Annotated in this window: 22 protein-coding genes; 5 read left to right on the plus strand and 17 right to left on the minus strand. The window is 72.7% G+C overall.

The window, feature by feature from the left end; all coding sequences use genetic code 11:
* Positions 1 to 63 precede the first annotated feature (63 nt).
* From purE to ACTJJZ_RS02070, 7 genes are all read right to left on the minus strand, one after another.
* Positions 64 to 531 (minus strand): 5-(carboxyamino)imidazole ribonucleotide mutase, encoded by a 468-nt coding sequence (purE, locus tag ACTJJZ_RS02040; protein WP_440719761.1) that lies wholly within the window; start codon positions 529 to 531, stop codon positions 64 to 66.
* 147 nt (positions 532 to 678) lie between these two features.
* A complete protein-coding gene (locus ACTJJZ_RS02045; protein WP_440719498.1) occupies positions 679 to 1,803 on the minus strand; it encodes a 5-(carboxyamino)imidazole ribonucleotide synthase in 1,125 nt (374 codons plus the stop codon).
* 127 nt (positions 1,804 to 1,930) lie between these two features.
* Positions 1,931 to 2,500, minus strand: coding sequence for a PH domain-containing protein (locus tag ACTJJZ_RS02050; RefSeq protein WP_440719499.1), 570 nt, complete (start codon positions 2,498 to 2,500; stop codon positions 1,931 to 1,933).
* Between the two features lie 94 nt (positions 2,501 to 2,594).
* The gene (locus tag ACTJJZ_RS02055) at positions 2,595 to 3,263 is read right to left on the minus strand and encodes an O-methyltransferase (protein WP_440719500.1); all 669 of its coding nucleotides are present in this window, start codon (positions 3,261 to 3,263) and stop codon (positions 2,595 to 2,597) included.
* Between the two features lie 31 nt (positions 3,264 to 3,294).
* Positions 3,295 to 4,332 carry a lysostaphin resistance A-like protein gene (locus ACTJJZ_RS02060; protein WP_440719501.1) on the minus strand — a complete coding sequence of 346 codons (1,038 nt, stop codon included), beginning with the start codon at positions 4,330 to 4,332 and terminating at the stop codon, positions 3,295 to 3,297.
* Complete coding sequence (locus tag ACTJJZ_RS02065) at positions 4,329 to 5,408, minus strand: DUF1648 domain-containing protein (protein WP_440719502.1); 1,080 nt, start codon at positions 5,406 to 5,408, stop codon at positions 4,329 to 4,331. Before ACTJJZ_RS02065 ends, ACTJJZ_RS02060 begins: the two co-directional genes overlap by 4 nt.
* Complete coding sequence (locus tag ACTJJZ_RS02070; protein WP_440719503.1) at positions 5,405 to 5,755, minus strand: GntR family transcriptional regulator; 351 nt, start codon at positions 5,753 to 5,755, stop codon at positions 5,405 to 5,407. Before ACTJJZ_RS02070 ends, ACTJJZ_RS02065 begins: the two co-directional genes overlap by 4 nt.
* Positions 5,756 to 5,902: 147 nt before the next feature.
* Between ACTJJZ_RS02070 and ACTJJZ_RS02075 the strand changes: the two genes are divergently transcribed.
* On the plus strand, positions 5,903 to 7,153 hold the full coding sequence (locus tag ACTJJZ_RS02075) for an APC family permease (RefSeq protein ID WP_440719504.1): 1,251 nt from the start codon (positions 5,903 to 5,905) through the stop codon (positions 7,151 to 7,153).
* On the opposite strand, the gene ACTJJZ_RS02080 is transcribed toward ACTJJZ_RS02075, so the two are convergent.
* The gene (locus ACTJJZ_RS02080) at positions 7,107 to 7,907 is read right to left on the minus strand and encodes a helix-turn-helix domain-containing protein (protein WP_440719505.1); all 801 of its coding nucleotides are present in this window, start codon (positions 7,905 to 7,907) and stop codon (positions 7,107 to 7,109) included. The genes ACTJJZ_RS02075 and ACTJJZ_RS02080 overlap by 47 nt on opposite strands.
* 126 nt (positions 7,908 to 8,033) lie before the next feature.
* Here ACTJJZ_RS02080 and ACTJJZ_RS02085 point away from each other — a divergent pair, with 126 nt between their 5' ends.
* On the plus strand, positions 8,034 to 8,588 hold the full coding sequence (locus ACTJJZ_RS02085) for a VOC family protein (RefSeq protein ID WP_440719506.1): 555 nt from the start codon (positions 8,034 to 8,036) through the stop codon (positions 8,586 to 8,588).
* Here ACTJJZ_RS02085 and ACTJJZ_RS02090 read toward each other — a convergent pair.
* From ACTJJZ_RS02090 to ACTJJZ_RS02105, 4 genes are all read right to left on the minus strand, one after another.
* Positions 8,569 to 9,435 (minus strand): SGNH/GDSL hydrolase family protein, encoded by an 867-nt coding sequence (locus tag ACTJJZ_RS02090; RefSeq protein WP_440719507.1) that lies wholly within the window; start codon positions 9,433 to 9,435, stop codon positions 8,569 to 8,571. The genes ACTJJZ_RS02085 and ACTJJZ_RS02090 overlap by 20 nt on opposite strands.
* An 88-nt stretch (positions 9,436 to 9,523) precedes the next feature.
* Complete coding sequence (locus tag ACTJJZ_RS02095; RefSeq protein WP_440719762.1) at positions 9,524 to 10,825, minus strand: histidine--tRNA ligase; 1,302 nt, start codon at positions 10,823 to 10,825, stop codon at positions 9,524 to 9,526.
* Positions 10,826 to 10,974: 149 nt separating this feature from the next.
* On the minus strand, positions 10,975 to 11,685 hold the full coding sequence (locus tag ACTJJZ_RS02100; RefSeq protein WP_440719508.1) for a MazG family protein: 711 nt from the start codon (positions 11,683 to 11,685) through the stop codon (positions 10,975 to 10,977).
* Entirely contained in the window at positions 11,675 to 12,913 is a 1,239-nt protein-coding gene (locus ACTJJZ_RS02105) for a Na+/H+ antiporter NhaA (RefSeq protein ID WP_440719509.1), read from the minus strand. The genes ACTJJZ_RS02100 and ACTJJZ_RS02105 overlap by 11 nt, the downstream gene beginning before the upstream one ends.
* Positions 12,914 to 13,116: 203 nt before the next feature.
* Here ACTJJZ_RS02105 and ACTJJZ_RS02110 point away from each other — a divergent pair, with 203 nt between their 5' ends.
* On the plus strand, positions 13,117 to 15,714 hold the full coding sequence (locus tag ACTJJZ_RS02110; protein WP_440719763.1) for a phosphoenolpyruvate carboxylase: 2,598 nt from the start codon (positions 13,117 to 13,119) through the stop codon (positions 15,712 to 15,714).
* A 93-nt stretch (positions 15,715 to 15,807) separates the two neighbouring features.
* On the opposite strand, the gene ACTJJZ_RS02115 is transcribed toward ACTJJZ_RS02110, so the two are convergent.
* From ACTJJZ_RS02115 to mfd, 5 genes are all read right to left on the minus strand, one after another.
* Entirely contained in the window at positions 15,808 to 17,259 is a 1,452-nt protein-coding gene (locus tag ACTJJZ_RS02115) for an APC family permease (protein WP_440719510.1), read from the minus strand.
* A 203-nt stretch (positions 17,260 to 17,462) separates the two neighbouring features.
* The gene (locus tag ACTJJZ_RS02120) at positions 17,463 to 18,059 is read right to left on the minus strand and encodes a gamma carbonic anhydrase family protein (protein ID WP_440719511.1); all 597 of its coding nucleotides are present in this window, start codon (positions 18,057 to 18,059) and stop codon (positions 17,463 to 17,465) included.
* A 90-nt stretch (positions 18,060 to 18,149) separates the two neighbouring features.
* Entirely contained in the window at positions 18,150 to 18,311 is a 162-nt protein-coding gene (locus tag ACTJJZ_RS02125) for a hypothetical protein (protein ID WP_440719512.1), read from the minus strand.
* A gap of 103 nt (positions 18,312 to 18,414) precedes the next feature.
* On the minus strand, positions 18,415 to 18,975 hold the full coding sequence (locus ACTJJZ_RS02130; protein WP_440719513.1) for an NUDIX domain-containing protein: 561 nt from the start codon (positions 18,973 to 18,975) through the stop codon (positions 18,415 to 18,417).
* Positions 18,972 to 22,571, minus strand: coding sequence for a transcription-repair coupling factor (mfd, locus tag ACTJJZ_RS02135; protein ID WP_440719514.1), 3,600 nt, complete (start codon positions 22,569 to 22,571; stop codon positions 18,972 to 18,974). Before mfd ends, ACTJJZ_RS02130 begins: the two co-directional genes overlap by 4 nt.
* A gap of 161 nt (positions 22,572 to 22,732) precedes the next feature.
* Here mfd and ACTJJZ_RS02140 point away from each other — a divergent pair, with 161 nt between their 5' ends.
* Positions 22,733 to 24,094, plus strand: coding sequence for a maltokinase N-terminal cap-like domain-containing protein (locus ACTJJZ_RS02140; protein ID WP_440719515.1), 1,362 nt, complete (start codon positions 22,733 to 22,735; stop codon positions 24,092 to 24,094).
* 4 nt (positions 24,095 to 24,098) lie between these two features.
* Entirely contained in the window at positions 24,099 to 24,707 is a 609-nt protein-coding gene (locus ACTJJZ_RS02145) for a hypothetical protein (RefSeq protein WP_440719516.1), read from the plus strand.
* Positions 24,708 to 24,732: the final 25 nt, after the last annotated feature.

Below are 24,732 nucleotides of genomic sequence, written 5' to 3' on the forward strand. Positions count from 1 at the left end.
GGCGCGAGCGGATCAGGCCCGCGCGCGAGGACGACCTGCCGCCCTGGCGCGCCAGGAGCTGGGTCACAGGCTGTCCTTCAGGCGCCGGTTCTTCTCCTCGACGAGCGCCTCGAGCTCGCGCGCGTAGGACTCGATCCGGTCCGCGATCGCCGGATCCGCCGTCCCGAGGATCCGCGCGGCGAGGATGCCCGCGTTGCGCGCGCCGCCGATCGACACGGTGGCGACCGGGATGCCGGCGGGCATCTGCACGATCGACAGCAGCGAGTCCATGCCGTCCAGGTAGGCGAGCGGCACCGGGACGCCGATCACGGGAAGGGCGGTCACCGAGGCGAGCATGCCGGGCAGATGCGCGGCGCCCCCTGCTCCGGCGATGATCGCCTTGAGGCCGCGCTCCCTGGCCTCGCGGCCGTAGCGGTGCAGCTTCTCCGGCGTGCGGTGCGCCGAGACGATCTCGACCTCGTGCGGGATCCCGAACTCGGTCAGGGCCTGCGAGGCGTCGCTCATCACGCGCCAGTCGGAGTCGGATCCCATCACGACGCCGACGAGGGGCGCGGCCGATGCATGCAGTGTCCCAGTCACGCGTCCAAGAGTACGGGCGGGGACTGGGAGAACCCGGCGCACACTCCGTCAATCCCGCGCAAACGGGCGTCCAAGAGCCTCGCGTCGCCCCGGAGACGATCAGTCGAAGGCTGCGGCAGCGCTGCGGGCGCGGCGCAGCGCCTCCTCGAGATCCGCTCCTGCCACGTTCACGTGCCCGACCTTGCGCCCGGGGCGCGGTGCCTTGCCGTAGGTGTGCACCTTCGCGCCAGGGCTCGCGGCGAGCGCCGCCGGCACCCGGTCCAGCATCCCGGCGTCGGCAGGACCGCCGAGCACGTTGATCATGACCGACCACGGCGCGATCGGACGGGTGTCCCCCAGCGGCAGGTCGGCGACGGCGCGGAGGTGCTGCTCGAACTGGCCGGTCACAGCCCCGTCCTGGCTCCAGTGTCCGCTGTTGTGCGGCCGCATCGCGAGCTCGTTCACCAGGATCCGGCCGTCCTCGGTCTGGAACAGCTCGACCGCCAGCATTCCCGTGACGCCCAGACCCTCGGCGATCTCGCGGCCGATCCGCGCGGCCTCCGCGGCGTGCTCGGCATCCACACCGGGGGCCGGTGCGACGACCTCGGCGCAGACGCCGTCGCGCTGCACGGTCTCGACCACGGGATAGGCGGCGAGGTCGCCGCTCGGCCGGCGGGCGACCTGCTGTGCGAGCTCGCGGACGAACGGCACGAGCTCCTCGACGAGGAGGGCGTCGCCCCCGGCGAGGCCGGCGAACCAGTCCTCCGCCTCGGCGGCGGCGGAGACGACCCGCACGCCCTTGCCGTCGTAGCCGCCGCGCGGGGTCTTCACGACGCCGCGACCGCCGTGCGCGTCGAGGAAGCGCTGCAGCTCGCCGGCATCGGCGACCCGCGCCCACTCGGGCTGCGGCACGTCGAGCTCGGCGAGGCGCGCGCGCATGTCGAGCTTGTCCTGGGCGAAGCGCAGCGCGTCCGGTCCCGGATGCACGGCCACGCCGTCGGCGACCAGCGCGCGCAGCACGTCCTGCGGCACGTGCTCGTGGTCGAAGGTGACGACGTCGACATCGGCCGCGAACCGGCGGACCGTGTCGAGATCGCGGTAGTCCCCCACCGCGGTCGCCGCGAGCTGCGCCGACATGCCCTGGTCCTCCGCGAGCACGCGGATGTCGATCCCGAGCTCGACCGCCGGAGCGATCATCATCCGCGCCAGCTGTCCGCCGCCGATCACACCCACACGCAACGCCATCGGATCTCCGTTCCTCGGGATCCATTCTTCCGCACGGGGCGGCCTCCTCCGTCGCGCTGCCGGGATCCGCGACCTTCGCCTCGCTGCGCCCGCTCTGGAACCGGGGGTGAAGAGCGCGCGGCGACCGTCAGGACTCGGCGAACGGGTCGTGCGCGGCCTGTGCGTCGCGGTGCGCGAGGATCTGGCCGACCTCGATCTGGTCGGCGAGGGTCTCCTGCACGAGGGCGACGTTGGGCACATCCCGCAGCCGCAGCGGCGCGTCCACCCCGTTGGAGAGCAGGATCGTGCCCGCGCCGACCATGCGCTGCAGCGGGCCGCGGCGCACGGAGATCGTGTAGCCGCGCGCGTGCGACATCTCGGTGCTGCGCCGGGATCCCATCCCGTCGCGCACGATGACCCGCCGGGTCGTGATCGTGTACCGCCGGGACAGCCAGGCGAGGTACGGGATCACCACCAACAGCAGCACAACGACGCCTGCCACCGCCCAGAGCATCCAGGGAGCCGGCAGCCACTGGGCGAACGGCTTCGGCAGGTTCCTGGTGAAGAACCCGGTCGCCCCCGCGACGACGATGAGCAGCAGCGCCGACCAGAACAGGTGCCGCGCGTGCGGATGGAACCGTGCGATGAGGCGCTCCTCCGCGGGCGCACCGGGCGGCGGCATCGTCGGCCGCCCTCCGAGACCCATCGGTTGCGTCACGCGTCCATTCTGACCCGGGAGGACCGGATCCGCGCGCCGCGACGGCGGGTGTGTCCGCTCCCGGACCCCGAGAAGCCTGTGCGGACGCCCCGGTTCAGGCGACGACCGCGATCGCGACGCCGTCCCAGCCCTTGATGCCGACCGTCTGCAGCGCGGTCGCCTCGAAGCGCGGGTCCCGGCCGAGCATCTCCAGCGCGGCGCGCGTGCCGCGCACCATCGAGTCGGGCGAGTCCGCATCGACGATGTCGCCGCTGCGCCCGATGTTGTCCAGGACGACCACCGTGCCGGGATGACCGAGGCGCGCGGCCCAGTCCAGGTAGAGCGTGTTCGACTCCTTGTCCGCGTCGATGAAGACCAGGTCGAACGGGTCCTCGGCCGCGAGCGCGGGCAGTACGTCTTCGGCCCGGCCGATCCGGATCTCGACGCTGCCGCTCACGCCCGCGGCTTCGATGCTGGCCTGTGCCACGGCGGCGTTCGCCGGCTCGGCCTCGATCGTCACGACGCGCCCGCCGTAGCCGACGGCCTTCGCCATCCAGATCGTGGAGTAGCCGCCGAGCGTGCCGATCTCGAGGATCCGGCGGGCTCCCGAGATGCGCACCAGCAGGTGCAGCAGCTTGCCGCTCACCGGCGCCACCTCGATCGCGGGCAGCCCTGCCGCCTGCTGCGCGGTCAGCGCCGCCTCGAGGGCGGGGTCGTGCCCGACCAGGGTCTCGGCGAGGTAGTCGTCGGCGGCGCGCCAGTTCTCGGGTGTGGGATCGGCCATGCGATCAGCTTCGTCGCTCCGCACCGCCCGATCAAGGCCGCCGGGGATCGGATCCGTGCGGAGCGGTCGGCGGAGCGGTCGGATCGGTGACCGAGCCGACCGGATCGACGTCCGGCAGCGGTGCCGGCCGGATCCTCGGCCGATCCGCCGCGAGCGCGGGGCGGCGGCGGAACTGCCCGGTCAGCCGCAGGACGACGATCACGACCGCGCACGCGATCCAGCCGGACGCCCCGAGCGGGCTCAGCAGCGCGAGCTGCGGGTGCGGCGGACTGAACAGCAGCGCCAGCCCGGCCGACGCGTTGAGCATGCCGTGCGCGAGCACGGAGGGCCAGAGGGAAGCCGAGCGCAGCCGCAGCCAGCCGAACAGCACGCCCCACGCGACGCATCCGGCGACCATCAGCAGGACGCCGACGACGTCGCGCTGGCCGAAGTCGTAGCCGAGCAGGATGATCGGCGCGTGCCAGATCCCCCAGATCGCCCCGCTGAGCAGCAGCGCAGGCCAGGTCCCGAGCGGGCGCAGCGCCGGCACCAGCCAGCCGCGCCAGCCCAGCTCCTCGCCGAACGCGAAGATGCCGTTGATCACGGCTCCGACCGGGATCGCCGCGAGCTGCACGAGCACGATCACCCCGACCGGCGGCAGCGCGGCGCGCGAGGGCACCCTCTTCAGCTGCTCCGCGATGAGCGGGAAGGAGAAGTCGGGATGAAGCCAGCCGAGGCCGAGCGCGAGGCCGAGCGCGAGCAGCACCACGGCGAACGGACCGAGCCAGCCGAGCACCGTCAGACCGACCACCTGCCTGGCCGGACGCAGCGGCCACATGCCGAGGGACCGCAGCCGCTCCCCCTTGCGCGGCGCCCCGGTGACCAGGATCGTGACGACCGCGGCGATCCCGGGCGCGAACATCATGGCGGTGATGAGGATCAGCGCCCCGGGTGTGGCGAGGCCGTCGCCCAGCCAGAGCGGGAGGCAGATCAGCCAGGCCAGCCCCCACGCGAGCAGGGTGAACAGCGTGACGGCCCCCCAGTGCACGCGCACGGCCGCGGCGGCCACCGGCGTCCCCCTGGTGCTCATGCGTCATCCTCCCTCGCGGTTCCGGGTCGGCCGGCGTTGCGGTCGCCCTGCCGGTCCAGGTACGCCCGCAGCACCGCCACGCCGACCTCGGCGCCGTCGACGGTGACGACCAGCGGGCGCCTGTCCCGCCGCTCGACCTCGATCGCGGGCCCGCGGCGCAGCACGATGCCGGTGCGCCCGTCGAGTCCGAGCCGCCATCCGAAGCCGCCGAACTCGCCGAACGGATTGCACTCGACCGCACGGACCGAGACGATCTCGTCGAGCGGCACGTGCACGCGCGGGAAGCCCGCTTGCGACCGCACCGTCAGCCCGTCCGGACCGACGCGGACGCGGAACGACGCGGAGGTGGCCAGAGCACCGCCGATCAGCAGCAGCGTCAGCACCGGCACCCAGAGCCGATCCGTGAACCGGATGGCCATCACCGCGGTGATGCCGACGACGACGACGGCGAGCAGCGAGACGAGCAGGAGCGCCATGGGCGGCATGGTCGCCGTGGCCAGCCATACCACCCGCTCCCCCTGCGCGATCGCGGTCACGTGCGCCGGTCGCAGCGGGGCGGCAGGGGCAGGACGGACGTGCGGCTGCACGACCCAGCCCACCGCGATCAGGACGAGGAACACCCCGACGCCCAGCAGCATGGCGCCGCCGAGGTCCCCGGCCTGCTTCGCGTCCGCGAGGCCTCGCTGCATCCCGACGGCACCGAGCGTGACGACCGCACTGAGCCCGGAGAGGCCGAGCGCCATCGCGCCGAGCAGCCTGGCCGCGCCGCCCCAGTGCGCGCGCACCGCGAGGACGGCGCCGATCGTCATCGCGGCCGGCAGGGCGAAGCCGAGCAGCACCGTCAGCCAGACGAAGGCGACCGGCGGACCGAATCGGTCGACGCCCGTCGGTCCCCAGTGCGTCGCCGCCGGCGAGGGCAGCTCGGGCAGCCAGGAGAGGACCAGCACGAGAACCACGGCGGAGAGCACCAGCGGAACGGCCACGCCGACCAGCAGGGACATCAGCCGGGCGCGGCGGAGCTCGCCGGGCGGGATGGCGCTCATCTCGTGCTCGGCAGGAACAGGACGATCGTTCATGGTGTCGTCTCCTTCACGAGGGCGGCCAGGGTCGCCGGGCTGAGGCCGAGCGCCGCGGCGCGGCGCACGAGCGCGGTGATCTCCGCGGCGAGATCGGCGAGGGGCTCCGCGGCGGCCGACAGCACGGCGCCGCGGCCTCGGCGCAGATCCACCAGCCCCTCGTCGCGCAGCTCCTGATACGCGCGCAGCACGGTGTGCACATTGACGTCGATCGCATCCGCCAGCTCCCTGGCCGCAGGGAGCCGGTCCCCCGGGCGCAGCCGTCCGGCCAGCACCTCGGTGCGCACGGAGGCCGCGATCTGCTCGAACAGCGGGCGGGCGCTGTCGGCGTCGATCCTGATCAGCATCGCACCACCTCCTTGCGACTTATTCTAGGACAACTAGATCAATCGCGGAAGAGGTCCAGCCCCTCCCGCCCTCGTCCACCTCCCGGCAGACGCCGCGTATCACCGCGGCGAGGACGTGAGTGAGCCGCCATCCGGGATGATGGAGCCATGCCCCTCGCGCGCCGCCTGACCCCGTTCGACGCGGTCGCGATCGGTCTCGGCTCGATGATGGGCGCCGGCGTCTTCACGGTGTGGGGACCCGCCATCGGAGCGGCCGGGTCCGGCCTGCTGGTCGCACTGGTGCTCGCCGGGATCGTCGCGTTCTGCAACGCCACCTCCTCCGCCCAGCTCGCGGCCGCGCATCCCGTCTCCGGCGGCACCTACGCGTACGGGCGCGCCGAGCTCGGCCCGTGGTGGGGGTTCGTCGCGGGCTGGTGCTTCGTGATCGGCAAGCTCGCGAGCTGCGCCGCGATGGCGATGACGGTCGCCGCCTACCTCGCGCCGGCGGCCTGGCAGAAGCCGATCGCGATCGCCGTGGTCGTGCTGCTGACCGTCGTCACCTGCTTCGGGGTGACCCGCACGGCCCGCGTCACCCAGGTGCTCGTCGCGGCGACCCTGATCGGCCTGGTCATCGTCCTCGCCGCGGCCGGCGCCGTCCTGCCGCACGCCGCAGCCGCCCCGCTCGCCGCCTGGTCGGCATACGGGGTGCTGCAGGCCGCGGGGCTGCTGTTCTTCGCGTTCGCCGGGTATGCGCGGATCGCGACCATGGGCGAGGAGGTCCGCGACCCGGGCCGGACCATCCCCAGGGCGATCGTGATCGCCCTGGCCACCGCGCTCCTGGTCTACCTGCTCGTGGGCGCGGCGGTCGCGCTGACGATCGGCGGCGTGGCCGCCGGCACCTCCTCTCCGCTCGCCGACGTCGTCGGCGCCGCCGGGTGGGAGGCGGCCACGCCGTTCGTCCGGGCTGCCGCGACGGCCGCGGCGACGGGCGCGCTGCTCGCGCTGCTCTCCGGGATCGGCCGCACCTCTCTGGCGATGGCACGCGAACGCGATCTCCCCGCGCTCCTCGCCCGGATCGACCCGCGGCACAGCGTGCCCCGCGCCGCCCAGCTCGCCGCCGGGGCGGTCGTGGTCGTCGTCGTGCTGCTCGCAGACCTGCGCGGGGCGATCGGCTTCTCGTCCTTCGGCGTGCTGCTGTACTACTTCATCGCGAACGTGTCGGCGTTCGTGCAGCGCGGATCCGTGCGCCGCTATCCGAAGGCGCTGCAGGTGCTCGGCGCGATCGGCTGCCTCGCGCTGGCTGCCTCGCTCCCTCCGGTCGCGGTGCTCACCGGGGGCGCGATCGTCCTGGTGGGCGTGGGCGTGCGCGCCGTCAGGCTCGCTCTGCAGCGGCGCCACGGCGGTACGCCGACGGCGTGAACCCCAGTACCGCGCGGAACTCGTTCGAGAGGTGCGCCTGGTCGGCATAGCCGAGGTCGGCGGCGACGGTCGCGAGGTCGGTCTCGGGATCGGAGCGGATCCGCTCCGCCGCCTCCTGCAGGCGTCGACGCCGGATCATGGCCGCCGGGGAGAGCCCGACGTGGCGATGGGCCATGCGCTGCAGGGTCCGCACGGACACGGCGAGCCGCGTGGCGGCCTGTTCCGGCGTGCGCACCGACGGATCGGACATCAGCAGCTCGGCCATCGCGTTCGCGTGCCGCGCGGGCGGCTCGATCGCCCCGACCCGGTCGCGCAGCCAGGCGCACAGGGCTGCGGCGGCGCGCTCGCGGTGACCCTCGCCCGAGGCCATCGCGCGGGCGAGGGCGCGCTGCAACTCCGGGGCGACGACCGGTTCCGCGCGATCGAGCAGCCGCGACGGCGCGTCGATCAGCGCGGCGGCCGCGGCGGGCCGCAGCAGTGCGCCCACCGCCCAGCCGCGACCGGTCAGATCGCGAAAGCTCGCCCGGGTGCTCGCCCCGGAGAGGATGACGTCTTCGCGATCGCCGCTCTGCTCGACCACCAGGTTCAGCGCGGGATAGGCCACCAGCTCCTGCCTGGAGGATCGGCCAGGCTCGACGTCCCACTCCGGGATCCAGCACCACTGCACGAGCTCGGCCGCCTGCGGCGAGGGGGCGAGGCGGTGGAACTGCGGCAGGCGCGCCGGGTACAGCACCCCGCGGGTGGGATTCACCATGGTCCGAGCGTAGAACGAGGAGCCGACACCGGCGCCGCCGGTGCTCCGCGATCGCCTGCGGCCGCAGGATCCGATCTGGCGCGAATCTCCAAGCGATCGCGGGTGGCGCGCCCCTAACGTCGAAGCATGACCGAGAACACCACCGGCGTCACCGGCCGATACACGACCGACGGACGCCCGAACACCGCAACCAGCCTCACCCCGTTCCTGGCCATCCCGAACGCGCGGGGAGCGATCGAGTTCTACCGGGACATCTTCGGCGCGCGCGTCGTCGACGTCACCGAGTTCGGCGGCGTCGTCGCGCACGCCGATCTCGACTTCGGCCTCGGCGTGCTGCAGCTGGGCGATCCGAACCCGGAATACGGACTCGTCGCGCCGCCCGCCGGGGACGCCGACTGCTATTCCATGGGCATCTACGTGCCGGACGTCGACGCCGTCGTGGAGCGGGCCGTCGCCGCCGGCGCCACCGTGCGCGAGGCGCCGTCGACCTTCGTGTCCGGCGACCGCTATGCGAGCATCCGGGATCCGTTCGGCGTGCGCTGGTCCGTGATGACGCGGGTCGAGGATCTCTCCGAGGAGGAGAGCTCGGCGCGCGTCGCCGACTGGGCGGCCTCGTTCAGCGCCTCGGACGCCGACGCACCGCAGGCCGAGGCGTCGGAGCTCAGCGCGCCGGGGAGCTGAGCTCCGCCTCGGCGATCATGGCGACCGGCCCGGGCCGTTTCGCCAGCGCCTCCTCGGCCGCCGCCGTCACCGCCGGGAGCAGCGCCTCGGCGGTGCGGCGGTATCCGAGCGCGCTGGGATGGAACCGGTCCAGGCTGAACATCTCCTCCGGCCGGTCGAAGAACATCGGCCCGACCGCGCGGCGCAGGTCCACGGCCGTGGCGCCGTGCTCGATCGCCGTCTGCGCCTGCGCCGCGGACAGCCGGCGCGACATCCGCGAGGCGATCGAACGCAGCGGCTGCGGCACCGGGCGGAGCGCGCCGAGGTCGGGGCAGGTGCCGACGACCACGGCGGCGCCGAGCGCGTGCAGCCGGACGATCGCGTCCTGCAGGTGCCGCACCGAGACGGAGACCGGGATCCGGTGGGTGACGTCGTTGCCGCCGACCACGATCACCCCGACCTGCGGCAGGTAGTCGTCCTCGAGCGCGGCGAGCTGCGCTCCCAGGTCAGGCGACTCCGCTCCCACGACGGCCTCGGTGCGCAGCCGCACCGGGTGGTGCGTCCGCCGCGCCAGCCCTTTCGCGAGCCGCCCGCCGAGGGTGTCCTTGCGGCGCTGCGCGCCGAGCCCGGCCGCGACCGAGTCGCCGAGCAGCAGCAGCTCGATCGGCTCCCCGGGCAGGCGCGGCCGCCAGATCCGGTCGGCATGCAGCGCGTCCTCGCCGAGCGGCTTGCCGATCCGGCGCCGGGCGATGCGGGCCTGGCGTCCGAGCGCGAGCCGTACCGCGACCGCCACGCCCGAGATGGCGAGCCCCGCCGAGCCGAGCAGAAGCGTCGCCGAGCGGAACCGACCGGCCTGGCGCGCGTGCATGCGCCGATCAGACCGCATCGACATGAACGGCGCGTGACGCGGGATCGACGATCCCGCGCCGCCCCGGCCGTCCACGCGGCCCCTGCCGTCAGGACAGCGGCTTGACCTCGAGCGCGGCGGAGGCGTCCCCCGCGCGCACGGCGGCGAACGCGGTGTAGCCGTCGGCGGCGGCGCGCTCGAGCAGCGCCTTCAGGTTCTTCGTGCGCCGCTCCAGCCGCACGCGCGCGCCGCCTGCGATGAGGGCCGCCTTGTGCGCGACGAGCTCGGCGACCGGGACGTCGGCGTCGTGCACGAGCACCACGGACCGCCCCGCCGCGTCCTCGGCGGACTCCAGCAGGTCGACGATCCGCTCGAAGCCGATCGAGAAGCCGACCGCCGGCACCTGCTGTCCGAGGAACCGGCCGATCATGCCGTCGTAGCGTCCGCCGCCGCCGAGCGAGTAGCCGACGGACGGGTGCGCGAGCTCCATGATCGTGCCGGTGTAGTAGCCCATGCCGCGCACCAGGAACGGGTCGAACTGCAGCGGGATGGGATCGACGACATATTCGCTCCCTGAGTCTGTCGCAGGGCGCGCGGCCGCGACGGCCTCGCCCAGCCCGACCAGGTGCGCGACGAGCTCGTCCGGGGCGTTCTCCGGAAGCGCCTTGCGGATCTGCCGCTCGCCGTAGGGGTTGTACTCGAGGGTCTGCGGACGGTGCAGGAACGCCTCGAACGCGTCGATCGCCGCGGAATCCGGTCCCTGCGCGTACCGAAGGGCGCGCTCGCGCAGCTCCGCGACGATGCCGTCCGGGCCGATCTTGTCGAGTTTGTCGATCGTGATGAGGACGCCAGGCCGCTCGTCCGCGGCGAAGCCGAACGAGTCCAGCATCCAGTCCAGCGCGCGCCGGTCGTTCACGCGCACGACGCCGCCGGTGAGCCCGAGCGCGTCGATCGTGTCGAGGGAGGCGACGATGAGCTCTGCCTCGGCGCGCGCCGAGTCGTCGCCGATGATGTCGATGTCGCACTGCACGAACTGCCGGTAGCGGCCCTTCTGCGGTCGCTCCGCGCGCCAGACCGGGCCGATCTGGATCGAGCGGAACACGGTCGGCAGCTGGCCGCGGTTGGTCGCGTAGAAGCGGGCGAGCGGGACGGTCAGGTCGTAGCGCAGGCCCAGGTCGCTGAGCGCGGCGGGATCCTCCGCCGCTGCGCGGATGCCGTCGGCGTCGAGCCCTCGGCGCAGGATGTTGAACGACAGCTTCTCGTTGTCGCCGCCGATGCCCGCGTGCAGCCGGTCGTACTCCTCCACGACGGGCGTCTCGATCTCGTCGAAGCCGTGCGCGCGGTAGCGCTCGCGGATGACGGAGAGCACGCGCTCACGACGGGCCTTGTCGGCGGGGAGGAAGTCGCGCATCCCGCGCGGAGGATTGACCGTTGCCACGGATCCATTCTTCCAGGTCGCTCGGGGCGCCCCTGTCGGCCGTTGCGGCCCGCTCCGTCGTTCGAAGTGCTCACTTTGCTGCATTCCGGGCCGGGATCCAGCCAAGTGCGCACTTCGAAACCTCAATCTCCGGCCTCGGCCGACCGGACCTCGGCCTCGAGAACGCGGATCCGTTCGCGAAGGGCGCGCTCGGCGTCCCAGCCGTGCGCGCGGGCGGTCGCGACGAGGGCGAGCAGGGCGTCGCCGAGCTCGGCCTCGGAGGCAGGAGCGGACGTCCCTTCGACAGGCTCAGGGACCGGGGCGGGCCCAGGGGCGGAAACGGGCTCGGGGACCGGGGCGATGCCGGCCTTCGCCGCCCGCCCGAGCACCTTCTGCGCGAGGGCGAGGGCCGGCATGGCGTGCGGGATGCCGTCCAGGACGCTCCGCCGCGCGCGCTTCTCCGCGGCCTTCGCCGCGTTCCAGTGCACCAGCACCTCTTCGGGCGTGCGGGCGACCGCGTCGCCGAATACGTGCGGATGCCGCCGGGTCATCTTCTCCGCGAGGGTGCGGGCGACGTCGTCGATGTCGAACGGATCGTCCGGATCCTGCGCCGCGATCGCCGCGTGGAACAGCACCTGCCAGAGCAGGTCGCCGAGTTCCTCGCGCAGCTCCGCGCGGTCGTCGCGCTCGACCGCGTCGATGAGCTCGTAGGACTCCTCGACCAGGTACGGGACGAGCTCCCGGTGGGTCATCGCCTGCGACCACACGCAGCGCTCGCGCACCTGCCGCATGACCTCCGCGGCGGTGCGGAGCGGATCCGCCGCGCTCCGGAGCGGATCCGTCTCAGCGTCCATCCGGCGGCTCCTCGTCCGTCTCGTCCTCGAACGGGTCGTCGTCGAGGTCCTCTTCCGCGTCCCCCGCCGCTCGATGCGCCCGCGCCCGCCAGGACACTAGGGCGGCGGCCAGCAGCAGGGCGATCACCGATCCGAGCAGCACCCCGAGGATCGCCTGATCGCGCACCCCGGGATCGGCGGCGAAGGCGAGGTTCGCGAGCAGCAGCGAGACCGTGAACCCGATTCCGCCGAGCGCGCCGGCCGCGAGCAGATCGGGGAAGCGGATCGCCGGCGCCGTCCCGGCTGGTCTGATCCGCTGCGCCACGAGGCCGAACGCCGAGATGCCGACGAGCTTGCCGACCGGCAGCGCGACCAGGATCCCGAAGAACGCCGGCGACAGCGCGCCCAGCGGCACCTGCGGGATGACCACGAAAGCCGCGACGAACGCGAACAGCGGCAGCACCAGCCCGTTCACCCACGGCTCCAGCGCGTGCCGGGTGGGGCCCGCCGTGCGCGGCGCCATCACGAGCCCGAGCATGACGCCCGCGATGGTCGCGTGCACGCCGGAGGCGGCGAACAGCCCCCACGCCACGACCCCGACGATCACCATCAGGACCGCGACCACGGGCGTCCGCCGACCGCCGAGCAGACGGCTGAGCACCGCGAACACGGCGACGGCGACCAGCCCGAGCAGGAGCAGCAGCACGTTCAGCCCGTGCGCGAACAGCACGGCGATGAACACGATCCCGACGATGTCGTCCAGGATCGCGAGCGCCAGCAGGAACGCGCGGACGGCGGACGGCAGCCCGCGGCCGAACACCGCGAGCACGCCGAGCGCGAAGGCGATGTCGGTCGCAGTGGGGATGGGCCAGCCGGTCACGGCGCCGCTGCCCTGACCCGCCGCCGCGCCCGCGATCAGCAGATAGATCGCGATCGGGACGAGGATGCCGCCCACCGCGGCGATCGCCGGCTGGACCGCCGCGCGCACGCTGTTCAGCTCGCCCCGGGTGAGCTCGTACTGCAGCTCGAGCGCCACGACGAAGAAGAACACCGCGAGCACCCCGTCCGAGACCCAGTGCGCGACCGACAGGTCGAGACCCGTCCCCGGCACAGCGAGGTGCGCGCCGAGGACCCCGGCGAGCGCGTCGTGCGAGGGCAGGTTCGCCAGCAGCAGCCCGAGACCGGCGGCGGCCAGCAGGAGGATCGCGGGGAACTGGGCGGATCGGAGAAGTCGAGGCGAGCGGCTCATTCCCTCCACCGTAGCGCGGGACCTCGCGCGACGGCGGCCTGCGCGAACGACCGACCAGAGCCAGTGCCCTGTCACCGGGTGTCACGCGTTCCGCGCCGCCGCGGCGCGCGGTTACGCTCGAACACGTGACCCCCGACACGACCCATACCGAAGCCATCCGCATCGTCGGCCGGTTCGAAGCAGGACGCGAGCTGCCCGACGAGATGCGCGCGGACGTGCGCATGCTCGGCGCGCTGCTGGGCCAGGTGCTGCGCGAATCCGGCGGCGACGAGCTGTTCGATGACGTCGAGCGCCTGCGCCAGGCCACGATCGAGGCCTACACCGACGAATCGTCCGAGGCGTTCGAGCGCGCCACGCGCATCGCCGAGGAGTTCACGGTGCAGCGCGCCGACGAAGTCGCCCGCGCGTTCACCGCGTACTTCCACCTGGTCAACCTGGCCGAGGAGCACCAGCGCGTGCGCGTGCTGCGCGAGCGTCCGGAGAACCCGGATCCCGCCCGCGCCGCGGACACGGTCGCCGGTGCCTTCGCCCAGCTGACCGCCGAGGTCGGCGAGGAGGAGGCGCGCCGCCGCCTGGGCGCGCTGCGCTTCCACCCCGTGTTCACCGCGCACCCGACCGAAGCCCGCCGCCGCGCGGTCTCGTCCAGCATCCGCCGGCTCGCCGAGCTGCTCACCGAGCACGACGCCGCGACGCCCGGCGGCGCCGACGCGCACCGCGCCCGCCGCCGCATGCTCGAAGAGGTCGACACGCTGTGGCGCACGGCGCCGCTGCGTGCGCAGAAGCCCGCGCCGACCGACGAGGTCCGCACGGTCATGAGCGTGTTCGACGAGACGCTGTTCACCACGGTCCCGCACGTGTACCGCCGGATCGACGACGCCCTGCGCGGCGACGAGTCGGGATCCTCGGCGCCCATCGTCCCCGCGTTCGTGCGGATCGGATCCTGGGTCGGCGGCGACCGCGACGGCAACCCGTTCGTGACCGCGGCCGTGACCCGCGAGGCGGCGACGATCGCGGCCGAGCACGTGCTCCGCGGCCTCGAGCGGGCCCTGGAGCGGATCGGACGCGCCCTCACGCTCGACGCGGAGAGCACGCCGCCTTCGCCGGGGCTCCTGACCCTCTGGGATGCGCTGAGCAGGGCCTACCCGGACGCGGCGGACGAAGCGGCGACCCGCTCCCCCTCGGAGCCGCACCGCCGGGTGGTGCTGCTGCTCGCCCATCGCGTCGCCGCGACCCGCCGCGGCGACGACGGCGGCTACACGGATCCCGAGCAGCTGCTCGCCGATCTGCGCACCGTGCAGGCCTCGCTCGAGGCGGCCGGTGCCCGCCGGCACGCGTTCGGCGGCGTGCAGCACCTCATCTGGCAGGTCGAGACCTACGGATTCCACCTCGCCGAGCTCGAGGTGCGGCAGCACTCCCAGGTCCACGCCAAGGCCCTGGCCGAGCTGGACGCCGCCGGGGACGGCACCGGTGCGAGCGCCGAGACCGAGGAGGTGCTCGCGGTCTTCCGCACCGTGCGGGACATCCAGCGCACCTACGGCCCCCGCGCCGCGGGCCGCTACGTCGTCTCGTTCACCCGGTCCGCTCAGGATCTGGCGAACGTGCACCGGCTCGCCCGGTACGCGTGCGGCGACGACGTGCCCGTGCTCGACGTGGTGCCGCTGTTCGAGACCTTCGCCGATCTGCAGGCCGCCCCGCGGATCCTCGCCGAGATCGTCGAGCACCCCGCCTTCGTCGCACGCCTGGCCGAGACCGGACGGCGCCTCGAGGTCATGCTCGGCTACTCCGACTCGTCCAAGGACGTCGGGCCGGTCGCCGCGAACCTGGCGCTGTACGAGGCGCAGGCCGAGATCGCGGCGTGGGCGCAGCGCGAGGGCATCGAGCTCACCCTGTTCCACGGCCGCGGCGGCGCGCTCGGCCGCGGCGGCGGGCCGGCGAACTCCGCCGTGCTCGCGCAGCCGCCGCACTCCGTCGACGGCCGGTTCAAGCTCACCGAGCAGGGCGAGGTCATCTTCGCCCGCTACGGGGAGCCGGCGATCGCGATGCGGCACATCGACCAGGTGACGGCCGCCACGCTGCTGGCCTCCTCCCCCGGCGTCGAGCAGCGCAACAGCGCGGCCGCCGCGCGTTTCGCCGAGGTCGCCGCGGTCATGGACCGCGCCTCCCGCGACCGCTTCTTCTCGCTGGTCAAGGCCGACGGCTTCGCGCCCTGGTTCGCCCGGGTCACGCCGATGGAGGAGATCGGGCTGCTCGCGCTCGGCTCCCGCCCTGCCCGCCGCGGCCTCTCCGTGGAGTCGCTCGAGGACCTCCGCGCGATCCCGTGGGTGTTCGCATGGACGCAGGCGAGGATCAACCTGGCCGGCTGGTTCGGTCTCGGCACCGCGCTGGAGGCCGTGGGCGACGAGGAGCTGCTGCGCACGGCGTACCAGGAGTGGCCGCTGCTGCGCACCATGGTCGACAACGTCGCGATGAGCCTGGCCAAGACGGACCCGCGCATCGCCCGGCGCTACCTGGCGCTCGGCGACCGCGACGACCTCGCCGCCCTGGTGCTGGACGAGCTCGACCTCACCCGCGACTGGGTGATCCGGATCACCGGCGGCGAGCGCCTGCTGCAGAACAAGCCGATCCTGCAGCGCGCCGTCGCGATGCGCAGCCCGTACGTCGACGCGCTGTCGCTGCTGCAGCTGCGCGCACTCCGCGCCCTCCGCGACGACGCCGCAGCGCCGGCGCCGGACCCGGATCTGCAGCGCCTGCTGCTGCTCTCCGTCAGCGGCGTCGCGGCCGGCCTGCAGAACACGGGCTGAGCCGGCCCGGCCGTCCGCCCAAGCGGCTCATGCGAGAACCCGCCCTCTCACCTGCGAGGGCGGGTTCTCGGCGCGAGAGGGCCCCGCGGGGGCTCAGCGATCCCCGGCGGGCTCCCGGAGCTCGTCGAGGTCGTCGAGTTCCGCCAGCTCCTCCGGCACCTTGTTGTAGCCGGTCACGGCCTCGTTCTCGTCGAAGGAGGCGACCTTGCGGCGGAACCCCCTGGTGATCACGAGCAGGTAGACGATGCCGATCACGGTCCACACCGTCCCGCCGATGAGGGCGTCGGCGCTCAGGTTCACCCAGAGCAGTCCGGTGAGCCCCATGCCGATGAGCGGCATCACGATGTAGCGGACGATGTCGCGCGGCGTCCTGCGCAATCCCTTGCGCACCGCGAACCAGGCGATCACGGAGATGTTCACGAACGTGAACGCGATCAGCGCGCCGAAGTTGATGAACGAGGCGATCAGATCCAGGCTGAACGACATCGCGAACAGGCAGATCGCGCCGACCAGCACGATGTTGAACGTCGGGGTGTGCGTCTTCGGGTTGATGTAGCCGAAGGTCTTCCTGGGCAGCACGTTGTTGCGGCCCATCACGAGCAGCATGCGCGCGACCGAGGCGTGCGAGGCGAGACCCGAGGCCAGGGTCGCGGCGAAGCCGGCCGAGGTCAGCACGATCTGGAACACCCGTCCGCCGACCACGTCGCCGATCTGGGTCAGCGAGCTGTCGGTGAGCGACGCGTCGTCGAACTGGTGCCAGTCCGGGAAGCGCAGCTGGGTGAAGTAGCTCGAGATCAGGAAGATCACGCCGCCGAGGATCACGGTCCACAGGATCGCCTTCGGCATGATGCTCGGGTGCTTCGCCTCCTCCGCGTACATGGTGACCGCGTCGAAGCCGATGAACGAGAAGCACACGACGGTCGCTCCGGCGAGCACCGCGCCGAACTCGACGCCGCCGTGCAGGAACGGCTGCACCGAGAGGACGGTGCCGGCGCCTTCACCGCGCGCGAGCTGCGTCCAGACCAGCGCCACGAAGGCGACGATCACGATGATCGCGAACGTGATCAGGATCATGTTCAGGTTGGAGGTGCCGCGCATGGTCAGGTAGATCACGGACGTGGCGAAGATGCAGTACAGGATCACCCAGACGCCCGGCCAGATGCCGGGGATCAGCTGCTCGAGGTAGTTGCGGATGATGAGGCAGTTCACCATCGGCAGCAGGATGTAGTCGATCAGCGACGTCCAGCCGACCATGAAGCCCAGGTTCGGGTGGATCGACTCGCGGACGTACGTGTAGGCGGATCCGGCGCTCGGGATGGCGCCGGCGATCTTTCCGTAGCTCACCGCCGTGAACATCATCACCACGAGCGCGAGCACGTAGGCCAGCGGCACGACGTTGTTCGTCTGCTGTGACACGATGCCGAAGGTGTCGAAGACGATGGTCGGGGTCATGTACCCCAGGCCGAGGCCGACGATGGCCCACAGCCCCAGGTTCCTCTTCAGCGCGCCTCCGCCCTGCGCGAGCGGCTGGATCTTGGTGCCCATGGTTCTCTCCTTCGGGAACGGTCGGTTCTCGCGCGGATCGGGGGCTCCGGCACAGCAACGGTCCATTATGCCCCCGAGGGCGCGAACGACGAAATCCGAAGGTCTACGATGCGATCACGGTCGGATACCCACGGGCTGGTGCGGATATACGGCGGAAGCCACTGCTGACAGGCGCGGCGGCCACGCCGCAGACGGTCGTCGCCTCAGAGCGCGTGGTCGTCGCTGTGCCGGGCGAGCGAGCGCGCGTAGCGCTCGGTGAGCTGCACCATCAGATCCGGCGTGGAGCGGTCGACCCCGAACACGTAGCCGGGGAAGTCCAGCTCGCGCTGCGCCGTCCAGATCTGCTCGTGCTGCTCGGGCGAGAGGATCTGCACCGGGTCGCCGACCGCGACCCAGCCGATCGGCACGACGCTCTCCGCGGGCAGCGCGGTGCGCAGGTGCACGACGGCGTTGATCCGCACCTCGCTGCGCTCTCCGATGCGCGCGCCGTTGAAGATCCGCGTCCCGGTGGCGAGGAAGACCTCGTCGGCGATCGTGGCGCCCGAGACGCTCGCCATCGGCCCCACGAGCACGTGGTCGCCGATGTGCACCGGGTTCGCCGCGGTCGCCCGGATCAGCGCGTTCTCCATCACGATGACGTGCTCGCCGAAGGTGATCGGACCGCCCTCCGCCGTGATCACCGCGCCGTGCAGCACCTGGCAGTTCGGTCCGATCGTGACGTCGCCGGAGATCACGGCCGAGGGCGCCACGACCGCGGTGTCGTGGATGCGGGGCCGAGCCCCGAGGTGCTCGTAGATCATGTGACAGAGCGTAGTCGTGCGCCGGGGATCGGCAAGCGATCCGGGCAGCCGGGGCCTCTCTGCCCGTTCGGCTGCGGCTGCCCGGATGGCTCAGCCTTTGCGGCTGCGGCTTCCGCGGACCAGGCCGATGACGAGCGTGGCGAGGAACAGCACGATGCCGAGGACCGCGAGCCAGACCAGGCCCTTCAGGACGAAGCCCAGGACCGCGAGCACGAGCCAGACGATGAGCAGGATGATCAGGAGCGTCCACATGCCCCGAGCATCGCGCACCCGGCCGAGATCGCGCCAGACGGTTGACTGTGGGCGTCAACTGCACTAGCACGAAGATCGCACCGGTCGGCTGACGAGCCCTCTGTCAGGGCCCGAGCGGCGGGAGCAGGCCCTTCGCGGCCGCCATGGTTCGGGCGATGAGCAGCGACGGGTCCAGGATCTCGCCCTCGGCGATGAGCCGGTCCAGCTCAGCGAGCGGCATGCGGGCGAGGCGGACCTGTTCGGCGGGGTCGTCCAGCAGCGCGTGACCGCGGCGCACGCCCGTGGCGAAGAACAGGTGCGTCGACCAGACGTTGCGACCCGGGTCGGATGCGAACGTGTGCAGCGGGATCAGCTCGTGCGCGACCAGCCCGAGCTCCTCCTCGAGCTCGCGCCGGGCGGCCGCCTCCGGCGTCTCCGACAGCGTGCCGCCCCCGCCAGGGAGGTCCAGGATCCAGCGGTCGATCGGATAGCGGTACTGCCGGCTCAGCAGCACGTCGCCGCCGAGCAGCACGAGCGTGGCGACCGCGTACGGCACGCTGCGGTCCACCTCGTAGGCCACCACGGCGCCTCCGGGCAGTTCGACCTCGTCGGCGTCGAGCATGACCCGTCCGCGATGCAACTGGCGTGTGGAGAGCCAGCGCCAGCGCGGCTCGGCGCCGCTCACCGCGCGGCTCCCGCCGTGGAGGCCTCGACGGCCGCCGGCGCGGGCTCGGGGAACAGCGCGGTGAGCAGCTGGGCGGTCCACTCCAGCGGATCAGCGCGGTCGGCCGGCGGCATCGGCACGACGAGCGCCTCGGAGCCGCCGAGCAGCTTCGCCTGCGGGTAGAGCCGCTGCAGGCGCACCTTCATGGAGTCCTCGAACCGGGCGGGTGCGATGCGCAGATTCGAGCCCATCGCGACGACGTCGGTGAGGCCCGCACGCGCGGCGCGGCGTCGCAGCCTGGCCACGGCGACGAGGCCTTCGACCTCCGGCGGCGGGGCCCCGTAGCGGTCTGTGAGCTCCTCGACGACCAGATCGATCGCGTCGTCCGCCGCGGTCGCGGTCGCCGCACTGGACAGCTTCTGATAGGCCTCCAGCCGCAGCCGTTCGCTGTCGATGTAGAAGTCGGGGATCCGCGCGTCGACCGGCAGCTCGAGCCGCAGCTCCGCGCCCGTCTCGGTCTCCTCGCCGCGGAAGTCCGCCACGGCCTCGCCGATCATGCGCAGGTACAGGTCGAAGCCGACGCCCGCGATGTGCCCGGCCTGCTCGGCGCCGAGCAGGTTGCCCGCGCCGCGCAGCTCGAGATCCTTGAGCGCCACCTGCATGCCCGATCCGAGGTCGTTGTTCACCGCGATCGTCTGCAGGCGGTCCGCGGCCGTCTCCGAGAGCGGCTTCATCTCGTCGTAGAGGAAGTAGGCGTAGGCGCGCTCACGGCCGCGGCCGACCCGCCCGCGCAGCTGATGCAGCTGGGACAGGCCGTAGCGGTCCGCACGGTCGATGATGATCGTGTTCGCGTTCGAGATGTCCAGACCGGTCTCGATGATCGTGGTGCACACGAGGACGTCGAACTTGCGCTCCCAGAAGTCGTCGACGACCTGCTCCAGCTGGTGCTCCCCCATCTGCCCGTGCGCGACCGCGATCCGCGCCTCGGGCACGAGCTCGGCCAGCTGCGCGGCGACCCGCTGGATCGACTGCACGCGGTTGTGCACGTAGAACACCTGGCCCTCGCGCAGGATCTCGCGCTTGATCGCCGCGGCGACCTGCTTGTCGCTCTTCGGCCCCACGAACGACAGGATCGGGTGCCGGTCCTCCGGCGGGGTCTGCAGGGTCGACATCTCACGGATCCCGGTGACCGCCATCTCCAGGGTGCGCGGGATCGGGGTCGCGCTCATCGCGAGGATGTCGACGTTGGTCTTCAGCTTCTTCAGCGCATCCTTGTGCTCCACGCCGAAGCGCTGCTCCTCGTCGATGATCATGAGGCCCAGATCCTTGAACAGGACCTGGTCGGTGAGGATCCGGTGCGTCCCGATCACCATGTCGACGGATCCGTCCAGCAGTCCCTCGCGCGTGAGCCGCGCCTCCTTGTCGCTCTGGAAGCGGGACAGCGGGCGCACCTTCACCGGGAAGCCCGCGAAGCGCTCGCTGAACGTCTCGAGGTGCTGCTTGACGAGCAGGGTCGTCGGCACGAGCATCGCGACCTGCTTGCCCTCCTGGATGGCCTTGAACGCGGCGCGCACGGCGACCTCGGTCTTGCCGAAGCCGACATCGCCGGAGAGCAGCCGGTCCATCGGGATCGGCCGCTCCATGTCGGCCTTGATCTCATCGATCGTCTGCAGCTGGTCGGGGGTCTCCGCGAAGGGGAACGCCTCCTCCAGCTCGCGCTGCCAGGGGGTGTCGGGGCCGAAGGCGTGGCCCTTGGCTGCCATCCGCGCCGAGTACAGCTTCACGAGCTCGACGGCGATGTCGCGCACCGCCTTGCGCGCCTTGCCCTTCGCCGCGGCCCAGTCGCTGCCCCCCATCTTCGACAGCGTCGGCGCCTCGCCGCCCACGTACTTCGAGAGCAGGTCGAGCTGGTCGGTGGGCACGTACAGCTTGTCGCCGGGGTAGCCGCGCTTGGACGGGGCGTACTCCAGGACGAGGTAGTCGCGCGTGGTCTTGACCGGGTTCCGGCCTCCGCTGGACACCTCGCGCTGGGTCATCTCCACGAACTTGGCGATGCCGTGCGTCTGGTGCACGACGTAGTCGCCGGATCGCAGCTGCATCGGATCGACGACGTTCTTGCGCCGCGAGGCCAGCTTCTTCACGACCCGGCTGTCGCCGCCGATCGTGCGCCCGTAGAACTCGTTCTCGGTGAGCACGGCGATCCTGGCGTCCGCGACCTGGAACCCGGCCTCGAGCGCGCCCGTGACGAGCGTCGCGACCCCCGGGTCGGGGATGTCCGGCAGCCCGTCGACGACGCGCGCGGCGACGCCGCGATCGGCCAGCACGTCGCGGGCCCGATCCACGAGCCCGGGGCCGGAGGCCACCAGCACGACCCGCCAGCCGTCGGCGACGCGGGCCGCGGTGAACTCGATCGCGCCGTCCACGTTGCCGTGGAACGACGGGATCGGAGTCGCGGAGACGCCGTCGGCGCCGTTGCCTGAGCCTGCCGAAGGGTCGAACGCGGCGTCGTCGGGGCCGGCGTCGAAGGCGCTCAGCCGCCACCACACGCCGTCGTGGCCGTGCACCGCCTCGCGCAGTTCGGCGATCGACAGGAAGTCGCCGGTCTGCAGGTCGATCGGGGCGGAGGCGCCGGCGGTCGCCGCGCTCCACGCCGCCTCGAGGAACTCCCGGTTCGTCTCGCCGAGGCTCGCGGCGCGGGCTCCGCTGCGCTCCGGATCGACCAGCGCCACCGAAGCGCCGGCGGGCAGATAGTCGGTCAGCGGCACCACCGGGCCGGCGACCACGGGCAGGAGCGACTCCATGCCCTCGACCGGGATCCCCTCCGCCATCTTCTGCAGCATCCCGGCGATGCCCGGGAACGCGTCGACGAGAGCAGCGGCGCGCTCGCGCACCTCCGGGGTCAGCAGCAGCTCGCGGCTGGCCGGCAGCACGACCGTCGTCATCTCGCTGGGAAGGGAGCGCTGATCCGCGACCGAGAAGAGCCGGATCTGGTCCACCTCGTCGCCGAAGAACTCGACGCGGGAGGGGTGCTCGGCAGTCGGCGGGAACACGTCCAGGATGCCGCCGCGCACGGCGAACTCGCCGCGCCGCGACACCATGTCGACGCGCGAGTAGGCGCGCTCCACGAGCGAGGCGGCCACCGCGTCCAGGTCGTAGCCCCGCCCGCCCGCGGTGAGCTCCAGCGGCTCGACGCGGCCGAGCCCGGCCGCGACGGGCTGCAGCGCCGCGCGCACCGAGGCGACGACGACGAGGGGGCGCTCGCCGCTCCAGACGGTCATCCGGCGCAGCACCTCGAGCCGGCGGCCGACCGTGTCCGGGCTGGGGCTGAGCCGCTCGTGCGGCAGCGTCTCCCAGGCGGGGAAGGAGAGGATCTCGGCGCCCGGCAGGTACGAATCCAGGGCGGCGGCGAGCGATTCGGCGCGGCGCCCGGTCGGCGCGACCACGAGCATCGCCGCGGGCTTCCCCGCCGCGGACCGGCGCTCGAGGAGGCCGACCAGGGTCGGCGCGTCCATGCCTGCGCTCGCGAGCAGGTCGGCGTCCGTCTGCGCCCAGCTCAGGGCGTCCCGGAATCCGGACGCCTCCTCTTCCAAGGCGCGGATGATCCCCTGCACAGTCACCGGACGAGTCTATGCGCCGCCGCCGACATCGGTCCGTGCCTGCGGACGTCGCCGTCCGCAGGGACCTCGAAGGAGTGCGTCACACGGTCGCTTCGCGACACGCAGAGGTCATCCGGGGTCCCCGGCCGCGCAGACCCGCGGCGCTCCCCTACTCTCACGGTATGGACAGCACTCTGGCATGCCTCGCCGCCTGGATGCCACGGCAGCGCTGGTACTCGGCGAAGGGGAACGTGCCACGGCTGCGAGCCGTGCATTCCTGGGAGCTCCCCGCCGTCGGCGCACAGGTGCGCATCCATCTCGTCACCGACGACGCGTCCGCCCCGCCGATCACCTACCAGGTGCCCACGGTGGCCCGTGCCACGGAGACGGTCGACCTCTCCGCCCCCGCGGTGATCGGCAGCCCCGAGCCCGGCGTCACGCTCGTGGACGGGGCGCACGACGCGGTCTTCACGCGCGCCCTGCTCGCCCTGCTCAGCTCCGGCGGAGCATCGCTCGGCGAGGGAGCCCGTGCCTGGGGCAGGCCCTCGGCGTCGCGCCCGCCGATCGGGAGCGACTACGCCGCGGAGGTGCTCTCGGGCGAGCAGTCCAACACGTCGGTGGTGTTCCGTCCCGAGGGAGACGGAGCGCCGATCATCGCCAAGATCTTCCGTCGCGTGGACGCCGGCCTGAACCCGGACATCGAGCTGGCGACCGCGCTCGCCGAGGCCGGTTCGCCCTTCGTCGCACGGGCGGTCGGGAGCGTCGAAGGCGAATGGCCCGCCCCTGCCGCCGATCGGATCGCGAGCGGGTCGCTCGTCTTCGCCCAGGAGTTCCTCCCCGACGTCGAGGACGCCTGGCGGGTGGCTCTGGCGGCCGCCGCCGCGGACGAGGACTTCACCGACCGGGCGCGCGCGCTCGGCGCCGCGACCGCAGGCGTGCACACGACGCTCGCCGAGGCGTTCCCCACCCGCGCCGTCGACGAGAGCGCACGGAGCACCATGATCCGCCGATGGGGCGAGCGGCTCGCCGTGGCGGTGTCCGAGGTGCCGGAGCTCGCCGACCAGGTCCCCGCGATCCGGGCCGTGTACGAGCGCGCCTCCGGAAGCGACTGGCCCGACCTGCAACGGGTCCACGGCGACTACCACCTCGGACAGGTCATCCTGGTGCCGGGACGCGGCTGGGTGCTGCTGGACTTCGAGGGCGAGCCGCTGCGCCCGATGACGGAGCGGCGGGAGCCGGATCTGCCGACGCGGGACATCGCCGGGATGCTGCGCTCGTTCGACTACGTCGCCGGATCGCTGCGGCTCGCCGATCCCGACCTCTCGCCGGCGCGGACGGACGCCTGGTCGCGGGCCGCGCGGGCCGCCTTCCTCGCCGGTTACGACGAGTCCGCCAAGACGGCGACCGCCGGACCGCTGCTCGACGCGCTGGAACTGGACAAGGCCGTCTACGAGACGGTCTACGAGGCCCGCAACCGTCCGCGCTGGCTGCCGATCCCGCTCGGCGCCGTCGCGCGACTGGCGGGTGTGACGTCCCTAGGATGAGCACGTGAGCGATCCGCACCAGCAACCGCGCCCCGCGTTCCCCCCGCCGCCGCAGGGCCCGTTCGTGCCGCCGGCCGCTCCACAGGCGGCGGCCCCCGCCGCCCCCGGTGCGCCGGTCGCTCCACCCGCCGCCGCTCCCGTCTACCAGCCGCCGCCCGGTGCCTTCGTCGGGCCCGCCGGCGGCTACCCAGCGCCGCATCCACCCAGCGCACGGCCGGCGGGAACGCCCGCTCTCGGCCGCTTCGCCCTGCTCCTGGCCCTGGTCGCGACGGTCGCGCTCACGATCGTCGCGGCGGTCCTGTCCTGGCAGATCGGCTTCGGCGTGAGCTCGGGCGCAGAGCTGACGACGCTCGTGGATCGGATCGCGGCCAGCGACCTCTCCGTGCTCACACCCGTGCGCCAGATCGTCCTGTGGTGGGAGATCACCGCGTGGACGGCGACAGCGCTCGGCCTCTGGGCGCTCGTGCAGGGCGTCGTCGCGATCGCGAAGCGCCGCGGACGCGGCCCGGGCATCGCGGCGCTGATCGTCGCCGCGGTCGGCCCTGTGGTCTTCTTCCTGGCCTGCTACCTGACTCTGATCCTCGGAGTCGGGCTGGGCTCGGCGGCGCACTGACCCCGTCGGCGCACCGATCCCGTCC

Origin of the sequence: Microbacterium sp. 22242 (genome assembly GCF_052045495.1) — a bacterium.
Classification (GTDB): Bacteria; Actinomycetota; Actinomycetes; order Actinomycetales; family Microbacteriaceae; genus Microbacterium.

What these genes read in the sequence shown, in the direction of transcription:
- ACTJJZ_RS02125 (WP_440719512.1), bottom strand. Translation starts at nt 18,311, where the DNA reads ATGTGGACGCTCCTGATCATCCTGCTCATCGTCTGGCTCGTGCTCGCG.
- ACTJJZ_RS02115 (WP_440719510.1), bottom strand. Translation starts at nt 17,259, where the DNA reads ATGGGCACCAAGATCCAGCCGCTCGCGCAGGGCGGAGGCGCGCTGAAG.
- purE (WP_440719761.1), bottom strand. Translation starts at nt 531, where the DNA reads ATGGGATCCGACTCCGACTGGCGCGTGATGAGCGACGCCTCGCAGGCC.
- ACTJJZ_RS02110 (WP_440719763.1), top strand. Translation starts at nt 13,117, where the DNA reads ATGCGCGCGGACGTGCGCATGCTCGGCGCGCTGCTGGGCCAGGTGCTG.
- ACTJJZ_RS02045 (WP_440719498.1), bottom strand. Translation starts at nt 1,803, where the DNA reads ATGGCGTTGCGTGTGGGTGTGATCGGCGGCGGACAGCTGGCGCGGATG.
- ACTJJZ_RS02100 (WP_440719508.1), bottom strand. Translation starts at nt 11,685, where the DNA reads ATGGACGCTGAGACGGATCCGCTCCGGAGCGCGGCGGATCCGCTCCGC.
- ACTJJZ_RS02075 (WP_440719504.1), top strand. Translation starts at nt 5,903, where the DNA reads ATGCCCCTCGCGCGCCGCCTGACCCCGTTCGACGCGGTCGCGATCGGT.
- ACTJJZ_RS02060 (WP_440719501.1), bottom strand. Translation starts at nt 4,332, where the DNA reads ATGAGCACCAGGGGGACGCCGGTGGCCGCCGCGGCCGTGCGCGTGCAC.
- ACTJJZ_RS02140 (WP_440719515.1), top strand. Translation starts at nt 22,733, where the DNA reads ATGGACAGCACTCTGGCATGCCTCGCCGCCTGGATGCCACGGCAGCGC.
- ACTJJZ_RS02070 (WP_440719503.1), bottom strand. Translation starts at nt 5,755, where the DNA reads ATGCTGATCAGGATCGACGCCGACAGCGCCCGCCCGCTGTTCGAGCAG.
- ACTJJZ_RS02105 (WP_440719509.1), bottom strand. Translation starts at nt 12,913, where the DNA reads ATGAGCCGCTCGCCTCGACTTCTCCGATCCGCCCAGTTCCCCGCGATC.
- ACTJJZ_RS02085 (WP_440719506.1), top strand. Translation starts at nt 8,034, where the DNA reads ATGACCGAGAACACCACCGGCGTCACCGGCCGATACACGACCGACGGA.
- ACTJJZ_RS02090 (WP_440719507.1), bottom strand. Translation starts at nt 9,435, where the DNA reads ATGCACGCGCGCCAGGCCGGTCGGTTCCGCTCGGCGACGCTTCTGCTC.
- ACTJJZ_RS02055 (WP_440719500.1), bottom strand. Translation starts at nt 3,263, where the DNA reads ATGGCCGATCCCACACCCGAGAACTGGCGCGCCGCCGACGACTACCTC.
- ACTJJZ_RS02065 (WP_440719502.1), bottom strand. Translation starts at nt 5,408, where the DNA reads ATGAACGATCGTCCTGTTCCTGCCGAGCACGAGATGAGCGCCATCCCG.
- ACTJJZ_RS02080 (WP_440719505.1), bottom strand. Translation starts at nt 7,907, where the DNA reads ATGGTGAATCCCACCCGCGGGGTGCTGTACCCGGCGCGCCTGCCGCAG.
- ACTJJZ_RS02095 (WP_440719762.1), bottom strand. Translation starts at nt 10,825, where the DNA reads ATGCGCGACTTCCTCCCCGCCGACAAGGCCCGTCGTGAGCGCGTGCTC.
- ACTJJZ_RS02120 (WP_440719511.1), bottom strand. Translation starts at nt 18,059, where the DNA reads ATGATCTACGAGCACCTCGGGGCTCGGCCCCGCATCCACGACACCGCG.